This window comes from Polymorphobacter sp. PAMC 29334 (genome assembly GCF_019431245.1).
Taxonomy (GTDB): Bacteria; Pseudomonadota; Alphaproteobacteria; order Sphingomonadales; family Sphingomonadaceae; genus Polymorphobacter_B; species Polymorphobacter_B megasporae.
Map to the genome: position 1 here is coordinate 2902078 of NZ_CP080243.1, position 16070 is coordinate 2918147.

Below are 16070 nucleotides of genomic sequence, written 5' to 3' on the forward strand. Positions count from 1 at the left end.
TTTGTTGACCGATGGCCGCGCCGCCGGATTATGGCACGGAAATCGCAGCTTACGGTGAGCACGCCACACCGGGCCGACGGTTGTTGAGCAGGCCGCTCGCTAAATTCGTGACCTTGGTGGCTGCACGATGGCCCGTCGCCTCGACCGGCGATTGATTCGGGCCAGAGGGCAGGACGATCGAGAAGGTCATCGAGTTATCGCCGCTGTCCTACAGGGTTCTGGATCAGGTATGGTGTCAGCGTCGTCGGAGTGCCGAGCGGCACCTGTTCTTTCTCATCGCTGGATCAGCTTACGGACCCTCGGTCGCGCCAAGACCGTGGACTTTAGCGTCATGCAGGCGAAAACCCGGTCGTTGTGTGGACTTGTGTAACCTTCCGCACGACACGGATGTGAAAAACCCGGTCGTTGTGTGGACTTCTGTAACTTTCCGTCACCCCGACGCAGGCCGGGGCCCAACTCTCCCCGCAACGCGAGGTCGGGTGCTTGCACGACCATGGGCCCCGGCCCGCGCCGGGGTGACAAACCTAGAATTGCAGCAGGGTAAGCAGGACAATGGTGACGCGCGCAGAATACCCGAGCGTCGCGTCGGCCGGCGTCACCTGTTCTGCGACGAAGCCGCTCGCGAAAACCCGGTCGTTTCGTGGACTTGTGTAGCCTTCCACGTCGCGCGGGCACGAAAACCTGGTCGTTGCGTGGATTTGTGTAACCTTCCACGCCGGACGCGGCGGCTCTCCCCCTAAGCCGCGCGGATCTCGTTGAACGGGGTGTCCTTGTCGGGCCGCATGTCGCCGGGCAGGCCGAGGACGCGCTCGGCGATGATGTTGCGCAGGATCTCGTCGGTCCCGCCGGCGATCCGCAAGCCCGCCGACGCCATGTAGCTGCCCTGGAGCTTGTGGATGCCGGGCTCGCCACCTGCCGTGGTGAAGCCCGATGCCTCGGACAGGTCGAGCGCGAACGCTGCCATCTCCTGCATCGTCTTGGCGACGACGACCTTGCTGATCGACTGTTCGGGCCCGGGGGCCTCGCCCTTCGACAGCGCCGAAAGCGCGCGCATCTGCGTCAGCTTGATGCCCTCGTCGGCGATATACGTCGCCGCGATCCGCTGGCGGACATCGCGGGCCTCGATCGCCGGACCCATGTCGGTCTCGATCCGCGCGGCGAGCGCCATCAGGTCGCGGTAGCCGGGCGCGTGGCCGGGCTTGCCGCCGACCGCGAGGCGCTCGTTCATCAGTGTCGTGAGCGATACCTTCCAGCCGTCACCGACCGCGCCGAGGCGGTGGCTGTCGCTGACCCGGACGCCGGTGAAAAACACCTCGTTGAAGTCGCTGCCGCCCGACATCTGCTTCAACGGCCGCGCCTCGACCCCGGGGGCGTGCATGTCGACGATGAACATCGTCAGCCCCTTGTGCTTGGGCGCCGACGGATCGGTCCGGGTGACGATGATGCCGAAGTCAGACAGATGCGCGTTGGTCGTCCACACCTTCTGCCCGTCGATCACCCAGTCGTCGCCGTCACGGACCGCTTTGGTGCGGATGCCGGCGAGGTCGGACCCGGCGCTCGGCTCGGAGAACAGCTGGCACCAGACCTCCTCGCCCTCGAGCGCCTTGGCGACGTAGCGTTCGATCAGCGCGGGCGAGCCGTGGGTGAAGACGGTCGGGATGCACATGCCGAGGCCGATCGCGAACAGCTCGGTCGGGGCGTGATACTTCGACTGCTCCTGGTTGAAGATGATCGAGTGCATCGGCGACAGGCCCTGCCCGCCGAACGCCTTGGGCCATGTGATGCCGGTGTAGCCGGCGGCGTGCTTGACCTTCTGCCACTTGCGCGATTCGGGGACGTTCTCACCGCGGCTGACGGGGCGAGCGGGCGGATCGCGATAGTCGGCGGCGGCGGTCGCGAGCCATGCGCGCACCTTGTCGCGGTACTCGGCGTCGCCGGAGGTGTCGTTGAAATCCATCGTCGATCTCCCTTACGCTGCGATCGCGTTGCGCTGCTCGAGCGAGCGCACCAGCCGGTCGGCCCAGAAATTGCGGCTGCCGAGCGCCGCGACGAGTGCGCGGTTGCGGCGGTAGTAGAACTGGCAGTCGCTCTCCCACGTGAAGCCGATGCCGCCGTGGATCTGGACATTCTCCTCGGCGGCGAAGGCGAGCGCGTCGAGGCTCGCGACCCGCGCCGCGCTTGCCGCCTGGCGGAGTTCGGGGGCACCCGCCTCCATCGCCCATGCCGCGTGGAGGGCGTGGGCGCGGGCGAGTTCGAGCTTGATATACATGTCGGCGCACTTGTGCTTGACGCCTTGATAACGCCCGATCTTCTGGCCGAAGGCGGTGCGTTCCTTGGCATAGGCGACCGCCATGTCCATCGCCGCGGTCGCGGTTCCCATCGCCTCGAAGCTGCCGAGGATCGCGGCGCGGTCGAGCCAATCATGGTAGCCAGCCGCACTCCCCAGTGCGTCGGCGGCGGCCCCGGTCAGCGTCAAGGTGCCGTGACGGCGGACGAGGTCGAGCGTGTCGACCGCGGCGATGCCGACGCCTTCGCCCGTGAGGTCGACGATGTAGAGCGCGGGGCCGTCGGGCCCGCCTGCGCTGACGATCGCGATCGTCGCGGCGGCGAGGTCGGCGATCGGCGACTTGGTGCCGGTGATCGCGCCGCCGTCGACCTTCGCCGATGCCTTGGCAGGGGAGGCGGTGCCGCCCTCGGCCCAGCCGGTAACCGCGACGACCGAGCCGTCGGCGATACCTGGCAGCCAGCGCGCCTGTTGTTCGGGGGTGCCGAGCGCGATCAACGCCTCGGTCGCCGCCAGCGCCTGCGCCAGCGGGATCGGCGCGAGGCTGCGCCCGGCCTCCTCAGCGAGAACGCAGGCGGCTTCGGACGTCATGCCGACTCCGCCATGCGCTTCGGGAACCCGCGCCGCGGTCCAGCCGAGGTCGACCACCGCCTGCCAAAGCTGGGCGTCAAACGTGGCGTCGCCGTTCATCGAGGCACGGGCGACTGCCGGTCCAGCGCGCTCGTCGAAGAACTTGCGGGCCTGCTCGCGCAATGCCTTGGCATCATCGGAAAAGTCGAAATCCATGCCATCTCCCCAGAGGCTTTGGCGCGACCTTACGTTAACGTCAGTCTCGCGCAACCCCCGCGGCATGGTAGACAGGGTACGAAGGAGACTCTCCGATGAGCGAAGCGATGGAAGACCGCGTGGCGACCGAGCTGACCGAGGGCGCGACGCCTGAGCAGCGTATCGCTCTTGCGGCATGGGCGAGCCGGCTGCTCGCGATCCGCGACGACTCGGAGGACGGTTTCGGCAAGGCGCGGTCGGCCCTGATGGCGACGGTCGACGGCAAGGCGGCATGGCCGCTGATCCAGCGCCTCGGCGACGCGATCAAGCGCAACGCGTGGGACGAGCGCAGCAACCCTGAGCGTGCCGCGGTCGGCGGGGCGACGGCGATGATTGCGCTGTTCGGCGGCGGCCTCGCGGTGCTGACCGTCCTCGGTGCGGCGGCGGGCGCGCCGTTGTGGATCGTCTTCGGCAGCGGCGATGGGCTGGCCCGCAAGATCGTCGCGGCGGCTGCGTGACCCCGAACGCCGAGTTGGCCGACTGGTGCCAGCGTCAATCGGAGGATGCGGCACGGCAGATCGAGCTGTTCGGCGCCGGCGGCGTGCGGGCGTTGCTCGAGATGCCCGATGGGACGACGCAGGACATCACCGCCGGGGTCGTCGCGCATCAGACCGATAACATCGCGATGTTTGCCCGGCTGATCGCGGCGCTGACGGCCTAGCCATGCTTGAACAGCGAGTCGGCGGCGCTGCGAAATTTCGACGCGCCGTCGCGCTTGACGCGGGTGCGGGCGACCTCGGCTTCGAGTGCGACAATACGCTCGTCGAGCTCGCCGACCGACAGGCGGTCGAGGTCCTGCGCCAGCAGTGCGGCGAGCACGTCGTCCTTCGGGCGGGGGAGGTCTTCGTCCATCCGCCGACGTTGACCCGGCGGCCGCCCGAGTCAATATCGCGCGCATGACCATTCCCACGACGATGACCGCGATCGACCCTTCGGCTCCGGGAGGCCCCGAGGTGTTGGTGCCGGTAACCCGCCCGGTCCCAGTCCCGGGCGACGGCGAGGTTCTGGTCCGCGTCCACGCCGCCGGGGTCAACCGCCCCGATGTCCTCCAGCGGCAGGGCCTGTACCCGATGCCGCCCGCGGCGCCGACAATCATGGGGCTCGAAATCGCGGGCGAAGTCGTTGCTGTCGGTGGCTCCGGCGGGCGTTGGGCGGTCGGCGACCGGGTCTGCGCACTCGTCATCGGCGGTGGCTACGCCGAATATTGCGTCGCCCCGGCAGGCCAGTGCCTGCCGATCCCCGACGGCCTCGACTATATCGCCGCCGCCGGGCTGCCAGAGACCTACTTCACCGTCTGGTCCAACCTGTTCGAGCGCGGCCACGCGGCGGCGGGCGAGACCGTCCTGATCCACGGCGGCACCAGCGGCATCGGCACGACCGCGATCCTGCTGGCGAAGGCGCGAGGGTTGAAGGTCATCGTCACCGCCGGGTCGCCAGACAAGTGCGCCGCCGCGCGCGGCCTCGGCGCCGATCACGCGATCGACTACAAGGCGAGCGACTTCGTCGACAAGGTCGCCGGCATCACCGGCGGCAAGGGGGTCGACGTCGTCCTCGACATGGTCGGCGGCGATTATATCCCGCGCAACCTGATGTGCCTCGGCGACGACGGCCGTCACGTCTCGATCGCGCTCCAGCGCGGCGCGACGGCGGAGGTCAATTTCGGCCTTGTCATGCGCCGCCGCCTGACGCTGAGCGGGTCGATGCTCCGCGCCCGCCCGGTTGCGTTCAAGGCGGCGATCGCCGCGGCGCTGGAGCGTGAGGTCTGGCCGCTGTTCGCGGCCGGCAAGCTCCGCGCGGTCAGCGACAAGACCTTCGCGCTGGCCGATGCCGCCGACGCGCACCGGCGGATGGAGGCGGGGGATCATGTCGGGAAGATCGTGCTTCAGGTCGCTGAGCAAGGCTGACCGGAGCCATCAAAATCCGCGCGCTTGGCTTGGAAGTCCACAGTGTTAGCGCGACCGCCGAGCGACGGCATGACGGTCCGGCAATGAGAAAGAACAGGCGGCGATCGGCGCTTCGACGACGCTGCCACCATCGCCAATTTGGCGCGCTGTACGACCGGGACAACGCCGCACGACGGTGTGGACTTACCCCTACGCCCGTCTCCCGCCACGCCGGCGAAGACCGGGCGCGTAGAACGATCAGCTATTTCGCGTCCGCGGCGCGTCGAAGGTTACACAAGTCCACGGAACGACCAGCTATTTCGCGTCCGCGTCGCGTCAAAGGTTACACAAGTCCACGGAACGACCAGCTATTTCGCGTCCGCGTCGCATCGAAGGTTACACAAGTCCACGGAACGACCGGGTTATCGCGCTTGCGTCGCGGGACGGCGACACGAGCGCTCCGTACCGCGACCGGTCACGAGCGCCAGCGAACGCTAAGTTCAAAATAAGTTCACACTAAAGCGTGTCTTCTTGCAGCTCGCTTTCCAAGCGAACCGTCTCACAAAGTCCAGCAATGAGAAAGAACACGCGGCGCCCGGTGGCGACGGCAAAAGCTACCGCAGGCGAGGCGGTGTAGGACAGCAATATATTGCGGGCGTCACGTGGGAGGAGAAGTCTGGCGGTGGCCGCGCCAGGCTGCGTCCTCCGTCGGGCGGGTTCGGCGGCTTGTGACCGCCACTAGGCCGGCCGGCTCGGCGCGAGTCCGGCAGCTGCTAACCGGCGCGGGGGCCGGCTGCGCTCTCGCCAGCCGCGCCAGCGCTTACCGCATCAGCACCAATTCTTCGGCCATCGTCGGATGCAGCGCGACAGTATCGTCGAACTGCGCCTTCGTCAGCTTCGCCTTCACCGCGATCGCCAGCGCCTGCAAGATCTCCGGTGCATCCGGCCCGATCATATGCGCGCCGACCACGACGTCGGTCGCGCTGTCGACGACGAGCTTGTACAGCGACCGCTCGTTGCGTCCGGCCAGCACGTTGCGCATCGGGCGGAAGTCGCTGGTGAAGATCTTGACGGTGCCGAGCTTGGTCTTCGCCTGCGCCTCGGTCATGCCGACGCTGGCGATCGGCGGGTTCGAGAACACCGCGCTCGGCACGGTCTCATGGTCGACGGTCCACGGCTTGTTGCCGAACACCGTGTCGGCGAAGGCATGGCCCTCGCGGATCGCGACCGGCGTCAGCTGGATCCGGTCGGTGACGTCGCCGACCGCCCAGATATTCTCGACATTGGTGTGGCTCGCCGCGTCGACCGCGATCGCGCCCTTGTCGTTGAGCCTGACCCCCGCCGCCTCGAGCCCCAGCCCCTCGATGTTTGGGCGGCGGCCGATTGCCCACAGCAGCATCTCGGCCTCGATCGGGTCGTCGCCGCCGACGAACGCCCGGACGCCGCCGCCCTCGATTTTCTCGAAGCGCTCGACGTTGCAGTTGAAGACGAACTTGATGCCCTTCGTCATCGAAATCTGGAGCAGGCGATCGCGCAGCGCTTCGTCGTAGCCGCGCAGGATCGTGTCACCGCGGTTGACCAACGTCACCTTGACCCCAAGCTCGTGGAAGACCCCGGCGAATTCGTTGGCGATATAGCCCCCGCCCGCGATCGCGAGCGACTTCGGCAGGCGGTCGAGATGGAAGATCTCGTTCGACGTGATGCCGAGTTCGGCCCCCGGCAGGTCGGGAACAAGCGGGCGCGCGCCGGTGGCAATCAGGATCTTGTCGGCGGTAACCGTCTTGTCGCCAACCTTGATCGTGTGCGCGTCGAGCAGCTCGGCGTGATCGTGATACAGCTCGACATTATGGCTCGTCAGCGTGTCGGTGTACGAGCCGTTGATCCGGTCGACCTCGGCCATGACGTTGTCGCGCAGCGTCGGCCAGTCGAACCCCTTCTCGCCGATCGTCCAGCCGAAGCGGCGGGCATCGACCAAGTCTTCGGCGAAGTGCGAGCCATAGACGAGCAGCTTTTTCGGCACGCAGCCGCGGATGACGCAGGTCCCGCCGACACGATATTCCTCGGCGATGGCGACGCGCGCGCCGTGGCCGGAGGAAATCCGCGCGGCGCGAACGCCCCCCGAACCGGCGCCGATGACGAAGAGATCATAGTCGTATGTAGTCATCGGGCGGAGGTAAGGTGCCGGGGGGCTGCACGCAAACGGAGAGTGGCGATCAGAGTGATCGGAGCCTTCCCTCCCCTTCAGGGGAGGGACGAGAGACGGCGCGCTTGCGCCGGCCCGGGGGTGGGGCTTTCTCAGGCGGATGGCTCGTGGCGACTCCCCCACCCCCGGCCCCTCCCCTAAAGGGGAGGGAAGGAGAAAGTCAGAACAGTCGTGACCCGTTCGGCACGTCGCGATCCGGAGCGAACAGCACCACTGCGCCGTCGGCATCCGGAAACCCCAGCGTCAGCACCTCCGACATGAACGGCCCGATCTGGCGCGCGGGGAAGTTGACCACCGCTGCGACCTTCCGCCCGAGCAGTTGGTCGAGCGTATAGTGGACAGTAATCTGCGCGCTCGACTGCTTGATCCCGACCTCGGGCCCGAAGTCGATCGCCAGCTTGAACGCGGGCTTGCGCGCCTCGGGAAACGCCTCCGCCGCGATGACCGTGCCGATGCGGATGTCGGCGAGCATGAAGGTCGCGAAGTCGGTCTGCGGGGTAAGTGCCATGCTGCCCCCTAGCTCCCCTTGACGATCGCCGTCGCCGCATCGAGCCGGGCGGCATATGCCATCAGCACATCACCCGTCCGTTTCGCGTACTCGGCGGCATCCGCGAAGCGGCGTTCCTCGATCGCCTCGCGCACCCCCGGCAGCGTCTTCGCGCCATAGCCGGTGAAGCGCCCTGGGGCGTAGACGAGGTTCTGATACCAGCTGCGCCCCGGCAAGCCCTTAGGGTCGAGCAGCAACTGGTCGATGTCGCGAAGCGTCGCGTTGAGCTTCGCCCGGGTCGCTGGAGCGAGGCTCGCGCCCTTCGCCGCATACGCCGCGTCGTACGCCTTGGCGCTCATGCCCAGCTTCGCCACCGCGTTGTCGAGCGCGGCGAGATCGAGGAACGGTGTCGGCGTTACGGTGGTCGGCGCTGCGACGGCATCGAGCGGGTCGCTTGCCTGCGCGAACGCCTTGTCGCCGGTCAGCTTCGTGAGCCTGTTGTCCTTCGTCCGCCGGTCGTCGGCGAGCTTGTGCACCTCGGTCGTGTAGCGCGCGACGGTGTCGGCGAAGTCGGCGAAGCGCACCGGCGGGGTGTCGGAGTCGGCGATCCGCATGACCAGCCGCCCGACAGTCCTCGACATCACCGCGCCATACTTGAGGCCCGGGTCGTCGAACCGGGTGAAGTGGTCGTAGCTGTCGTAGATCGAGTGATAGACGCCGCCCGCCATCCCTTCGCCGCCGAAGCCGATGTCGAGCGTCGGCAGGCCGAGATGCTGGAGGAACGTCGAATAGTCCGACCCCGACCCGAGCGCGGCGATCGGCAGGTCGCCGCCGCTTTCGGCCGCTTTGACCGCCGCATCGTCGCTGCGCCCATGTCCTTCATAGCTATCGGCGAGCAGCTTCGCCCGCGCTCGGGCACCGACGCTGGTTCCGGTCTGCGGGTCGATGACGTCGTTGCCGACCGCGTTGGCGAGGTGCTGGAGTTCGTGGCTGCCGCCGGCGTTGTAGAAGCCGCGCTCGTTGCCGTCGGTGTTGATGTAGGCGACCGCCTTCGCCTTGAGCTCGGCGGCGTGGGTCTCGGCATATTCGGTCGAGCCGAGCAGCATCGGCTCCTCGCCGTCCCAGCTGATGTAGACGATCGTCCGCGCGGGCTTCCACCCCTTCTTCGCCATTTCGCCGAGCGACTTCGCCTCCGACAGCATCGCGACGTTGCCCGACAGCGGATCGGCCGCACCGAACACCCAGCCGTCATGGTGGTTGCCGCGGACGACCCACTCGTCGGGATATTTCGCGCCCTTGAGCGTCGCGACGACGTCGTACAGCGGCTTCAGCGACCAGTCGGACTTGACCGCGAGGTGGACGGTGACCGCGTCGGTACCGCCGATATGGTAGGCGATCGGCAGCCCGCCGCGGAACGTCTCGGGCGCCATCGGCCCGGCGAGCGCGGCGAGCAGCTGCTGCGCGTCGCCGTATGACATCGGCAGCGTCGGGATCTTGAGGATCGTGATCGCCTGCTCGCGCGTCAGCCGCCCGGTCACGCCGGGAACCGAGCCGACGCCCGGAGTCGTCGGGTCGCCGGGGTACGTCGTCATGTCGGCGACCGAGCCGCGCTGGACGCCGAACGGCGGGCGCGCGCCGCCCTTCGGATAGACGTCGCCCTGGCCGTAACCGTCGTCGGCGGGATCGGAATAGATGATGCAGCCGACCGCGCCATGCTCCTGCGCGAGCTTGGGCTTGAGGCCGCGCCAACCCGCGCCGTAGCGCGCGATCGCGATCTTGCCCTTCACGTCGATGCCACGCCGGGCGAGCGCCTCATAGTCGGCGGGCAGGCCGTAATTGACGTAGACGAGCGGCGCGGTGACGTCGCCGTCGCCCTGGAACGCGACGTACGGCGGCAGCGCGTTCTTGGTGTTGCCGCTCGTCGAATCCTCGGGGATCGCCGGCTCCTGCCCGCCGAGGACGATGCGCTTGGGCGTGACCATCTCGACCGTCGTCGAGATCGGCGTCGGGTACAGCACGTCATACTGCTCGATGTGCGCGTCCCAGCCCCACGACTTGAACATCGCCAGCGTCTTGTCGGCGATGACCTTGTCGTGCGGCGACCCGACATGGTTCGGCTCCGACGAGAAATCCTTGAGCCACGTCATCTGGTCGGCCGAGCTGATCCCCGCGTCGAACTGCGCCTCGCGCGCCGCTTGCGTCATCGGTGCGGCATAAGCGGTCGAGGCGAGAAGCGCGGCAATTCCGAAGACGCGGATGTTGAGGTTCATTCTGGTCGGGCCCCGTGGTTCGTTGAGGCGATGAACGTGCGATGAAAGCGGGGGGTATGGCAATCCGCTTTCGTAGGCCCGGTGGCCGCACGCGTCCGCGGTTCGCTTATCGGTGCTTGAACAACGCCGTCATCCCCGCGAAAGCAGGAGCCCACCTCCGGCGGCTGGAGATGGCCCCGCTCTCCCGCGGATGACGGTCGCGTATTGGAACAATCGTTTGACCCTGTCTCTCGTCCCCGACGCCGTCGCTTTCTCGGTTCGCCGCCCGTGGACGACGATCGCGGTCGCGCTTGCCGTCGTGCTCGGCGCGGGCTGGTTCGCCTCCACACACTTCGCGATGAACACCGACACCGCGACGCTGATCGCGCCGACGGTCGACTGGCGGCGCGACGAGATCGCGGTCGACACCGCCTTCCCGCAGAACCGCGACCTGATCGCGGTTGTCGTCGACGGCGCAACCCCCGAGGCCGCAGAGATCGCCGCGGCGACGCTGGCGAAGCGGCTGGCAGGCGATACCGTGCATTTCGAGACGGTCCGCCGCCCCGACGCGACGCCGTTCCTCCAGCGCAACGGCCTGCTGCTCGGCTCGACCGAGGAAGTTCGGGCGACGACCGCAGCGCTGATCGCCGCGCAACCCTTCCTCGGCCCGCTCGCCGCCGATCCGTCGTTGCGCGGGGTGATGACCAGCCTGTCGACGGTGCTGACCGGGGTCGGCGCGGGGACCGCCAAGCTGTCCGACATCGCCAAGCCCGTCGCCGCACTCGGCACCGCGCTCGACGCGGTCGCGAACGGGCGTCCCACGACCTTCTCGTGGATCGACCTGTTCGACGCCGGGAACGGCAAGCTAACCCCGCCGCGCCGCCGGATCGTCCTCGTCCAGCCGCGCCTCGACTATGGCGCGCTCGAGCCCGGCGAAGCCGCGGGCGATGCGATCCGCGCCGACGCCAAGGGCCTCGACGCACGTATCCGCCTGACCGGCGCGGTCCCGCTCGCCGACGAGGAGTTCGCCAGCCTCGCCGACCGCGCGTGGCTCGTCGGCGGCGTGATGCTCGGGTCGATGCTGGTGATCCTGTGGTGGGCAGTCCGGTCGCTGCGGATCGTCGCCGCGATTACGTTGGTGACGCTCGGCGGGCTCGTCGTGACGAGCGCGATCGGGCTGGCGACGGTCGGCAAGTTCAACCTGATCTCGGTCGCGTTCATCCCGCTGTTCGTTGGGCTCGGGGTCGATTTCGGTATCCAGCTCAGCATCCGGTTCCGCGCCGAGGGCAATATCGAGCCGGCGGCGGCGCTCCGTGCGGCAGCGAAGGGCCTCGGCGGCGCGCTGGCGCTCGCGGCAACCGCGGTCGCGCTCGGCTTCGCGGCGTTCCTGCCGACCGCATATGTCGGCGTGTCCGAGCTCGGCATCATCGCGGCGTGCGGCATGGTCGTCGCGCTCGCGCTCAACGTCACGCTGCTGCCCGCGCTGCTCTTGCTGTTTCGTCCGGCAGCGCGCGGCAACCCCGGGCTCCCGCTCGCGCGCGCCGAGACGTGGCTGCTGACGCACCGCCGCGCGGTCCTGTGGGCGTTCGCGGGGTCGCTTGCGATCAGCATCGCGCTGCTGCCGCTGGTTCGCTTCGACTTCAACCCGTACCACCTTCGCGCCGCCGACGGCGAGGCGATGGCGACGCTGACCGACCTGACCCGCGACCCCGACCGGACCCCGAACACGATCGACCTGCTGACCCGCGATCCGGCGGCGGTCGCGGCGCGACTGAGCCACCTCCCCGAAGTGCGGCAGGTCGCGAGCCTCGACAGCTTCGTCCCCGACGACCAGCCCGCCAAGCTCGCGCTCGTCGCCGACGCCCGCGACCTGCTCGACCTGACGCTCAACCCGTTCGACGTCGCGCCCGCCCCCGACGACGCCGCGACGATCGCCGCGCTGCGCCACACCGCGGCGCAGCTTCGCGAGGTCGCCCCTGCCGACCCTGCCGCAAGGCGACTGGCAAGCGCGCTCGACCGCATCGCCGCCGGCCCCCCTGCCCTGCGCGCCCGCGCGTCGGCGCTGCTCGTCGCCCCGCTCAACGTCCTGCTCGACCAGACCCGCGCCTTGCTCCTCGCCGAGCCGGTGACCCGCGCGACGCTGCCCGCCGACCTCCGCGCCGACTGGATCACCGCCGACGGGCGCGCGCGGGTCGAGGCGTTCCCGGCGGGCAATCCCGACGATAACGCCACCCTCAAGCGCTTCGTCGCGGCAGTGCTCAAGGTCGCGCCGCACGCAAGCGGCGCGGCGGTCTCGACCCAGGCGGCGGCGGCGACGATCGCCCGCGCCTTCGTGCTCGCGAGCATCTACGGCCTCGCAGCGATCTCGCTCTTGCTGTTCTTCGTGCTGCGATCGGTCCGCGAGGTGCTCTTCACTCTCGCCCCCGTCGTCCTGTCGGGGTTTCTGACACTGGCGACGTGCGTCGTCATCGGCCAGCCGATCAATTTCGCCAACATCATCGCCTTCCCCTTGCTGTTCGGCGTCGGCGTCGCCTTCCACATCTATTTCGTCATGGCGTGGAAGGACGGCGCGGCGAACCTGCTCCAGTCGAGCCTCGCCCGCGCCGTCCTGTTCAGCGCGCTCGCCACCGGGACCGCGTTCGGCAGCCTGTGGCTGTCGCACCACCCCGGCACCGCGAGCATGGGCAAGATCCTGATGATCTCGCTCGCGTGGACTCTGGTCTGCGCATTGGTGTTCGAACCGGCGCTGCTCGGACCGGCAAAGCGCTCCGGCGCAGATCACCGCTGACGGCTATTTCGCCAGCTTCGCCTCGTCCCCCGCATTGAGCTTCGCCGCCAGCGCCGCCGCGCCCCCCGCCTTGATCGTCCCCGCGAACTCGGCGCGCTGGACGGCGATCTGGCTGATGCCGTCGGCGTAGACATCGACGATCCGCCAGCCGCCGTCGGTCTTGTGGAGCCGGTAGTTGAGCGGGGTCGTGCCATCCTTCGCGACGATCGCGGCGTGGACCAGCGCATCCTCGCCGCGCATGTCGACCTTTGGCTGGACGGTAAAGCGCTGTCCGTCGAAGCTCGCGAAGTTGGTTGCATAAGCGACGACCGAGTGGCGAGTGAACGCATCGGTCAGCGCCGTCTTATCGGCCGGAGCCGTCGTCGCCCACGCCGGGCCGGCCACGAGCCGCGTCATCGCCGGCATGTCGTGGGTCGCCTTGACCAGCGGCAGCAGCTTTGCCGTCCGCCCCGATAACCCGAGCCCCTTGCCCTCCTTCATCGTTGCCAGCAGCGACGCATTGAACGCACCGACGACCGCCGCCGGGTCGCTTGGTGCTGGCGCTGCCGCCGCACCCGTGGCACACGCCAGCAACAGGGCGAGGGTCCAGACCTTGTTCACGTGCTTCATCTCCTCATATCGCATCGGCAGCGTCGCAGTGCCGTTGCACGCACGAACGGGGGCTGAACGCCCGGCGCTGCGTAACATTATCCGCACGCGGCGCGAAAGACACAGTCTGATGGTGAACCCGACGTGCGGGGTTGCTGCTGGACCGGGATTTCAGTAGCCCGGAGGATAGGCATAGAAGGTTACCGGATGCGATTAATTCTCGCTCAGCCCCGCGGTTTTTGCGCGGGCGTCGTCCGCGCGGTCGAAATCGTCGATCGTGCGCTCACGATGCACGGCTCGCCGGTCTACGTCCGCCACGAGATCGTTCATAACGCGCACGTCGTCGACAAGCTCAAGGCAAAGGGCGCGATCTTCGTCGAGGAGCTCGACGAGGTTCCCGAAGGCGCGCTGACGGTATTCAGCGCCCATGGCGTCGCTCGCGATATCGTCGACGAGGCCGCTCGCCGCGCACTGCCGGTGATCGACGCGACGTGCCCGCTCGTTACCAAGGTTCATATTCAGGGCCGCCGCTATGCCGCGCGCGGTCGGACGATCGTCCTAATCGGCCACGCCGGCCACCCCGAGGTCGACGGTACGATCGGCCAGATCGACGCCCCGGTGCGCCTCGTTTCGACGATCGAGGATGTTGCCGCGCTCGACCTGCCGCTCGATACGCCGATCGCCTACGTCACCCAGACGACGCTCAGCGTCGACGACACGCGCCACATCATCGAGGCGCTGTCGGTACGCTTCAGCGATGTGGTCGGTCCCGATGTGTCGGACATCTGCTACGCTACCCAGAACCGCCAAACCGCGGTCCGCGACCTGTGCGCGGCGGTCGACGTCCTGCTCGTGGTCGGCGCAAAGAACAGCTCGAACTCCAATCGGCTGCGCGAGATCGGCGTCGAGATGGGCGTGCCGAGCTACCTCATCGCCGACGGTTCTGCGCTCGATCCAGCATGGGTCGCGGGCATCGCCACGGTCGGACTGACCGCGGGTGCGTCGGCCCCCGAGGAGCTCGTCCAGGGGGTAATCGCGGCGCTCCGCGCGCTCGGCGACGTCGAAGTGTCGACGATGGCCGGGATCGAGGAGCACCAGTCGTTCCGCTTGCCCCCGAGCCTCGAACGTGCGGCACCGCAGCACCGTAGCGGCGTTGGGGCCGAACTGGCGTCGACCGCCGCAAGCGTCTAGGACAGCGTCATGACCCTTCCCCTCGCCCCCCTCCTCCGCATCGGTACTTATACCGTGACGCAGCATATCAAGGGCGGCAAATATCCGCTCGTGCTGATGCTCGAGCCGTTGCTCCGCTGCAACCTCGCGTGCCCCGGCTGCGGCAAGATTGACTATCCCGATGCGATCCTCAACCAGCGGCTGAGCTACGACCAGTGCATGGCCGCGATCGACGAATGCGGCGCCCCCGCCGTCTCGATCGCCGGCGGCGAGCCGCTGCTTCACCGCGACATGCCGAAGATCGTCAAGGGCTATATCGCCAAGAAGAAGTTCGTCATCCTCTGCACCAACGCACTGCTGCTCAAGAAGAAGATCAACGACTACGCGCCGTCGGCTTACTTCACGTGGTCGATCCATCTCGACGGCGATAAGGGCATGCACGACCACGCGGTCGACCAGGACGGCACCTACGAAGTCGCGATCGAGGCGATCGAGCTAGCCCAGTCGAAGGGCTTCCGCGTCCAGGTCAACTGCACCGTCTTCGACGGCGCGTCGTCCGAGCGGCTCGCGGGCTTCTTCGACGAGATGACCCGGCGCGACGTCGAAGTCACGCTGTCGCCCGGATACGCGTACGAGCGCGCCGCCGACCAGGAGCATTTCCTCAACCGCGAACGGACCAAGACGTTCTTCCGCGACGTCTTCCGCCGCGGCGACGGCGGCAAGGCGTGGAAGTTCACCAACTCGCCGCTGTTCCTCGACTTCCTCGCGGGGAACCAGAGCTACGAGTGCACCCCGTGGTCGATGCCGCTGCGCACCGTCTTCGGTTGGCAGAAGCCGTGCTACCTCCTCGGCGAGGGCTATGTGCAGACCTTCGCCGAGCTGATGGAGGGCACCGACTGGGACCAGTACGGCGTCGGCAAGTACGCCAAATGCTCGAACTGCATGGTCCATTGCGGCTTCGAAGGCACCGCCGCGACCGACTCGATCAAGCACCCGCTCAAGATGTTCGGCATCGGCCGCAACGGCATCCGCACCGAAGGCCCGATGGCGGCGGACATCGACCTGTCGCACGCGCGGCCCGCGAAGGACAACTTCTCCGACCATGTCGAGAAGGAACTGGAGCGGATCAAGACGGCGGACCCCGAGGGGTGGAAGCGGGTTCAGCGCGCGGCTTAGCCGTCGACCGATGATCAACGCCATTCCGGCCATTTTGGCAGGATTGGTCGGTTGGTTTGGTGGCTTGGCAGCGCCGGTCGGTCTCGCGAAGTTTTTCTGGCGCGAGGCCACCAACCGCCCGCAAAGGTGGTGGCTTCATCTGATTGCCGGCCCGGTAATTTGCGTGGTCGAATTGGGCTGCGTCCAGCTCATCTTTTGGTCTGCACATGATGACGGCGATGGTCCACCAGGGCTCGGCTTGTTGATAGCTCCGCTGTTCGCCGTCACTGCTGGGACATTAGCTATATATTATTTATTTCTGACGACCAGAATCGTCATGTGCTCCGTAACCGCTATGAAGCTCATGCGGGATAAACGGGGTTTTGAATGAGAACAGAGCGTCTCCGTGTCGTTACTTTACTTGAGAGCGGTAGGCTG

At 67.7% G+C, this 16070-nt stretch carries 15 protein-coding genes; 7 read left to right on the plus strand and 8 right to left on the minus strand.

The window, feature by feature from the left end:
* Positions 1–49: 49 nt before the first annotated feature.
* From KZX46_RS17500 to KZX46_RS17510, 3 genes are all read right to left on the minus strand, one after another.
* Positions 50–190, minus strand: a complete 141-nt coding sequence (locus KZX46_RS17500) for a hypothetical protein (RefSeq protein ID WP_219775036.1) — start codon at positions 188–190, stop codon at positions 50–52.
* Positions 191–736: 546 nt separating this feature from the next.
* Positions 737–1957, minus strand: coding sequence for an acyl-CoA dehydrogenase family protein (locus KZX46_RS17505; RefSeq protein ID WP_219775037.1), 1221 nt, complete (start codon positions 1955–1957; stop codon positions 737–739).
* A 12-nt stretch (positions 1958–1969) separates the two neighbouring features.
* Positions 1970–3070, minus strand: a complete 1101-nt coding sequence (locus KZX46_RS17510; protein WP_219775038.1) for an acyl-CoA dehydrogenase family protein — start codon at positions 3068–3070, stop codon at positions 1970–1972.
* Between the two features lie 95 nt (positions 3071–3165).
* Between KZX46_RS17510 and KZX46_RS17515 the strand changes: the two genes are divergently transcribed.
* Positions 3166–3567 (plus strand): hypothetical protein, encoded by a 402-nt coding sequence (locus KZX46_RS17515; RefSeq protein WP_219775039.1) that lies wholly within the window; start codon positions 3166–3168, stop codon positions 3565–3567.
* On the plus strand, positions 3564–3770 hold the full coding sequence (locus KZX46_RS17520; RefSeq protein ID WP_219775040.1) for a hypothetical protein: 207 nt from the start codon (positions 3564–3566) through the stop codon (positions 3768–3770). The genes KZX46_RS17515 and KZX46_RS17520 overlap by 4 nt, the downstream gene beginning before the upstream one ends.
* Here the strand turns inward: KZX46_RS17520 and KZX46_RS17525 are convergent.
* Complete coding sequence (locus KZX46_RS17525; protein WP_219775041.1) at positions 3767–3961, minus strand: DUF1192 domain-containing protein; 195 nt, start codon at positions 3959–3961, stop codon at positions 3767–3769. The two genes, KZX46_RS17520 and KZX46_RS17525, sit on opposite strands and share 4 nt — an antisense overlap.
* Positions 3962–4005: 44 nt before the next feature.
* Here KZX46_RS17525 and KZX46_RS17530 point away from each other — a divergent pair, with 44 nt between their 5' ends.
* Positions 4006–5013: an NAD(P)H-quinone oxidoreductase gene (locus tag KZX46_RS17530; protein ID WP_219775042.1), complete on the plus strand. Its 1008-nt coding sequence runs from the start codon at positions 4006–4008 to the stop codon at positions 5011–5013.
* Between the two features lie 799 nt (positions 5014–5812).
* On the opposite strand, the gene gor is transcribed toward KZX46_RS17530, so the two are convergent.
* From gor to KZX46_RS17545, 3 genes are all read right to left on the minus strand, one after another.
* The gene (gene gor, locus KZX46_RS17535) at positions 5813–7156 is read right to left on the minus strand and encodes a glutathione-disulfide reductase (protein ID WP_219775043.1); all 1344 of its coding nucleotides are present in this window, start codon (positions 7154–7156) and stop codon (positions 5813–5815) included.
* Positions 7157–7355: 199 nt separating this feature from the next.
* Complete coding sequence (locus tag KZX46_RS17540) at positions 7356–7703, minus strand: tRNA-binding protein (protein WP_219775044.1); 348 nt, start codon at positions 7701–7703, stop codon at positions 7356–7358.
* 8 nt (positions 7704–7711) lie between these two features.
* Positions 7712–9952: a transferrin receptor-like dimerization domain-containing protein gene (locus KZX46_RS17545; protein WP_226896029.1), complete on the minus strand. Its 2241-nt coding sequence runs from the start codon at positions 9950–9952 to the stop codon at positions 7712–7714.
* 217 nt (positions 9953–10169) lie between these two features.
* On the opposite strand from KZX46_RS17545, the gene KZX46_RS17550 reads away from it, so the two are divergent.
* Positions 10170–12719: an MMPL family transporter gene (locus KZX46_RS17550; RefSeq protein ID WP_226896030.1), complete on the plus strand. Its 2550-nt coding sequence runs from the start codon at positions 10170–10172 to the stop codon at positions 12717–12719.
* Between the two features lie 3 nt (positions 12720–12722).
* Here KZX46_RS17550 and KZX46_RS17555 read toward each other — a convergent pair whose 3' ends face one another.
* Positions 12723–13319 (minus strand): ABC transporter substrate-binding protein, encoded by a 597-nt coding sequence (locus tag KZX46_RS17555; protein WP_219775046.1) that lies wholly within the window; start codon positions 13317–13319, stop codon positions 12723–12725.
* A gap of 195 nt (positions 13320–13514) precedes the next feature.
* Between KZX46_RS17555 and ispH the strand changes: the two genes are divergently transcribed.
* The 3 genes from ispH to KZX46_RS17570 are packed head-to-tail and all read left to right on the plus strand — an operon-like array spanning position 13515 to position 16023.
* Complete coding sequence (gene ispH / locus KZX46_RS17560) at positions 13515–14498, plus strand: 4-hydroxy-3-methylbut-2-enyl diphosphate reductase (protein ID WP_216708067.1); 984 nt, start codon at positions 13515–13517, stop codon at positions 14496–14498.
* A gap of 9 nt (positions 14499–14507) precedes the next feature.
* The gene (gene hpnH, locus KZX46_RS17565) at positions 14508–15653 is read left to right on the plus strand and encodes an adenosyl-hopene transferase HpnH (RefSeq protein ID WP_219775047.1); all 1146 of its coding nucleotides are present in this window, start codon (positions 14508–14510) and stop codon (positions 15651–15653) included.
* A gap of 10 nt (positions 15654–15663) precedes the next feature.
* Positions 15664–16023 (plus strand): hypothetical protein, encoded by a 360-nt coding sequence (locus tag KZX46_RS17570; protein ID WP_219775048.1) that lies wholly within the window; start codon positions 15664–15666, stop codon positions 16021–16023.
* Positions 16024–16070: the final 47 nt, after the last annotated feature.

Bases quoted from the DNA above. Each gene is read 5' to 3' on its own strand.
- KZX46_RS17570 (WP_219775048.1), top strand. From the start codon at position 15,664: ATGATCAACGCCATTCCGGCCATTTTGGCAGGATTGGTCGGTTGGTTT.
- KZX46_RS17515 (WP_219775039.1), top strand. From the start codon at position 3,166: ATGAGCGAAGCGATGGAAGACCGCGTGGCGACCGAGCTGACCGAGGGC.
- KZX46_RS17510 (WP_219775038.1), bottom strand. From the start codon at position 3,070: ATGGATTTCGACTTTTCCGATGATGCCAAGGCATTGCGCGAGCAGGCC.
- KZX46_RS17500 (WP_219775036.1), bottom strand. From the start codon at position 190: ATGACCTTCTCGATCGTCCTGCCCTCTGGCCCGAATCAATCGCCGGTC.
- hpnH (WP_219775047.1), top strand. From the start codon at position 14,508: ATGACCCTTCCCCTCGCCCCCCTCCTCCGCATCGGTACTTATACCGTG.
- KZX46_RS17540 (WP_219775044.1), bottom strand. From the start codon at position 7,703: ATGGCACTTACCCCGCAGACCGACTTCGCGACCTTCATGCTCGCCGAC.
- KZX46_RS17530 (WP_219775042.1), top strand. From the start codon at position 4,006: ATGACCATTCCCACGACGATGACCGCGATCGACCCTTCGGCTCCGGGA.
- KZX46_RS17525 (WP_219775041.1), bottom strand. From the start codon at position 3,961: ATGGACGAAGACCTCCCCCGCCCGAAGGACGACGTGCTCGCCGCACTG.
- KZX46_RS17545 (WP_226896029.1), bottom strand. From the start codon at position 9,952: ATGAACCTCAACATCCGCGTCTTCGGAATTGCCGCGCTTCTCGCCTCG.
- ispH (WP_216708067.1), top strand. From the start codon at position 13,515: ATGCGATTAATTCTCGCTCAGCCCCGCGGTTTTTGCGCGGGCGTCGTC.
- gor (WP_219775043.1), bottom strand. From the start codon at position 7,156: ATGACTACATACGACTATGATCTCTTCGTCATCGGCGCCGGTTCGGGG.
- KZX46_RS17505 (WP_219775037.1), bottom strand. From the start codon at position 1,957: ATGGATTTCAACGACACCTCCGGCGACGCCGAGTACCGCGACAAGGTG.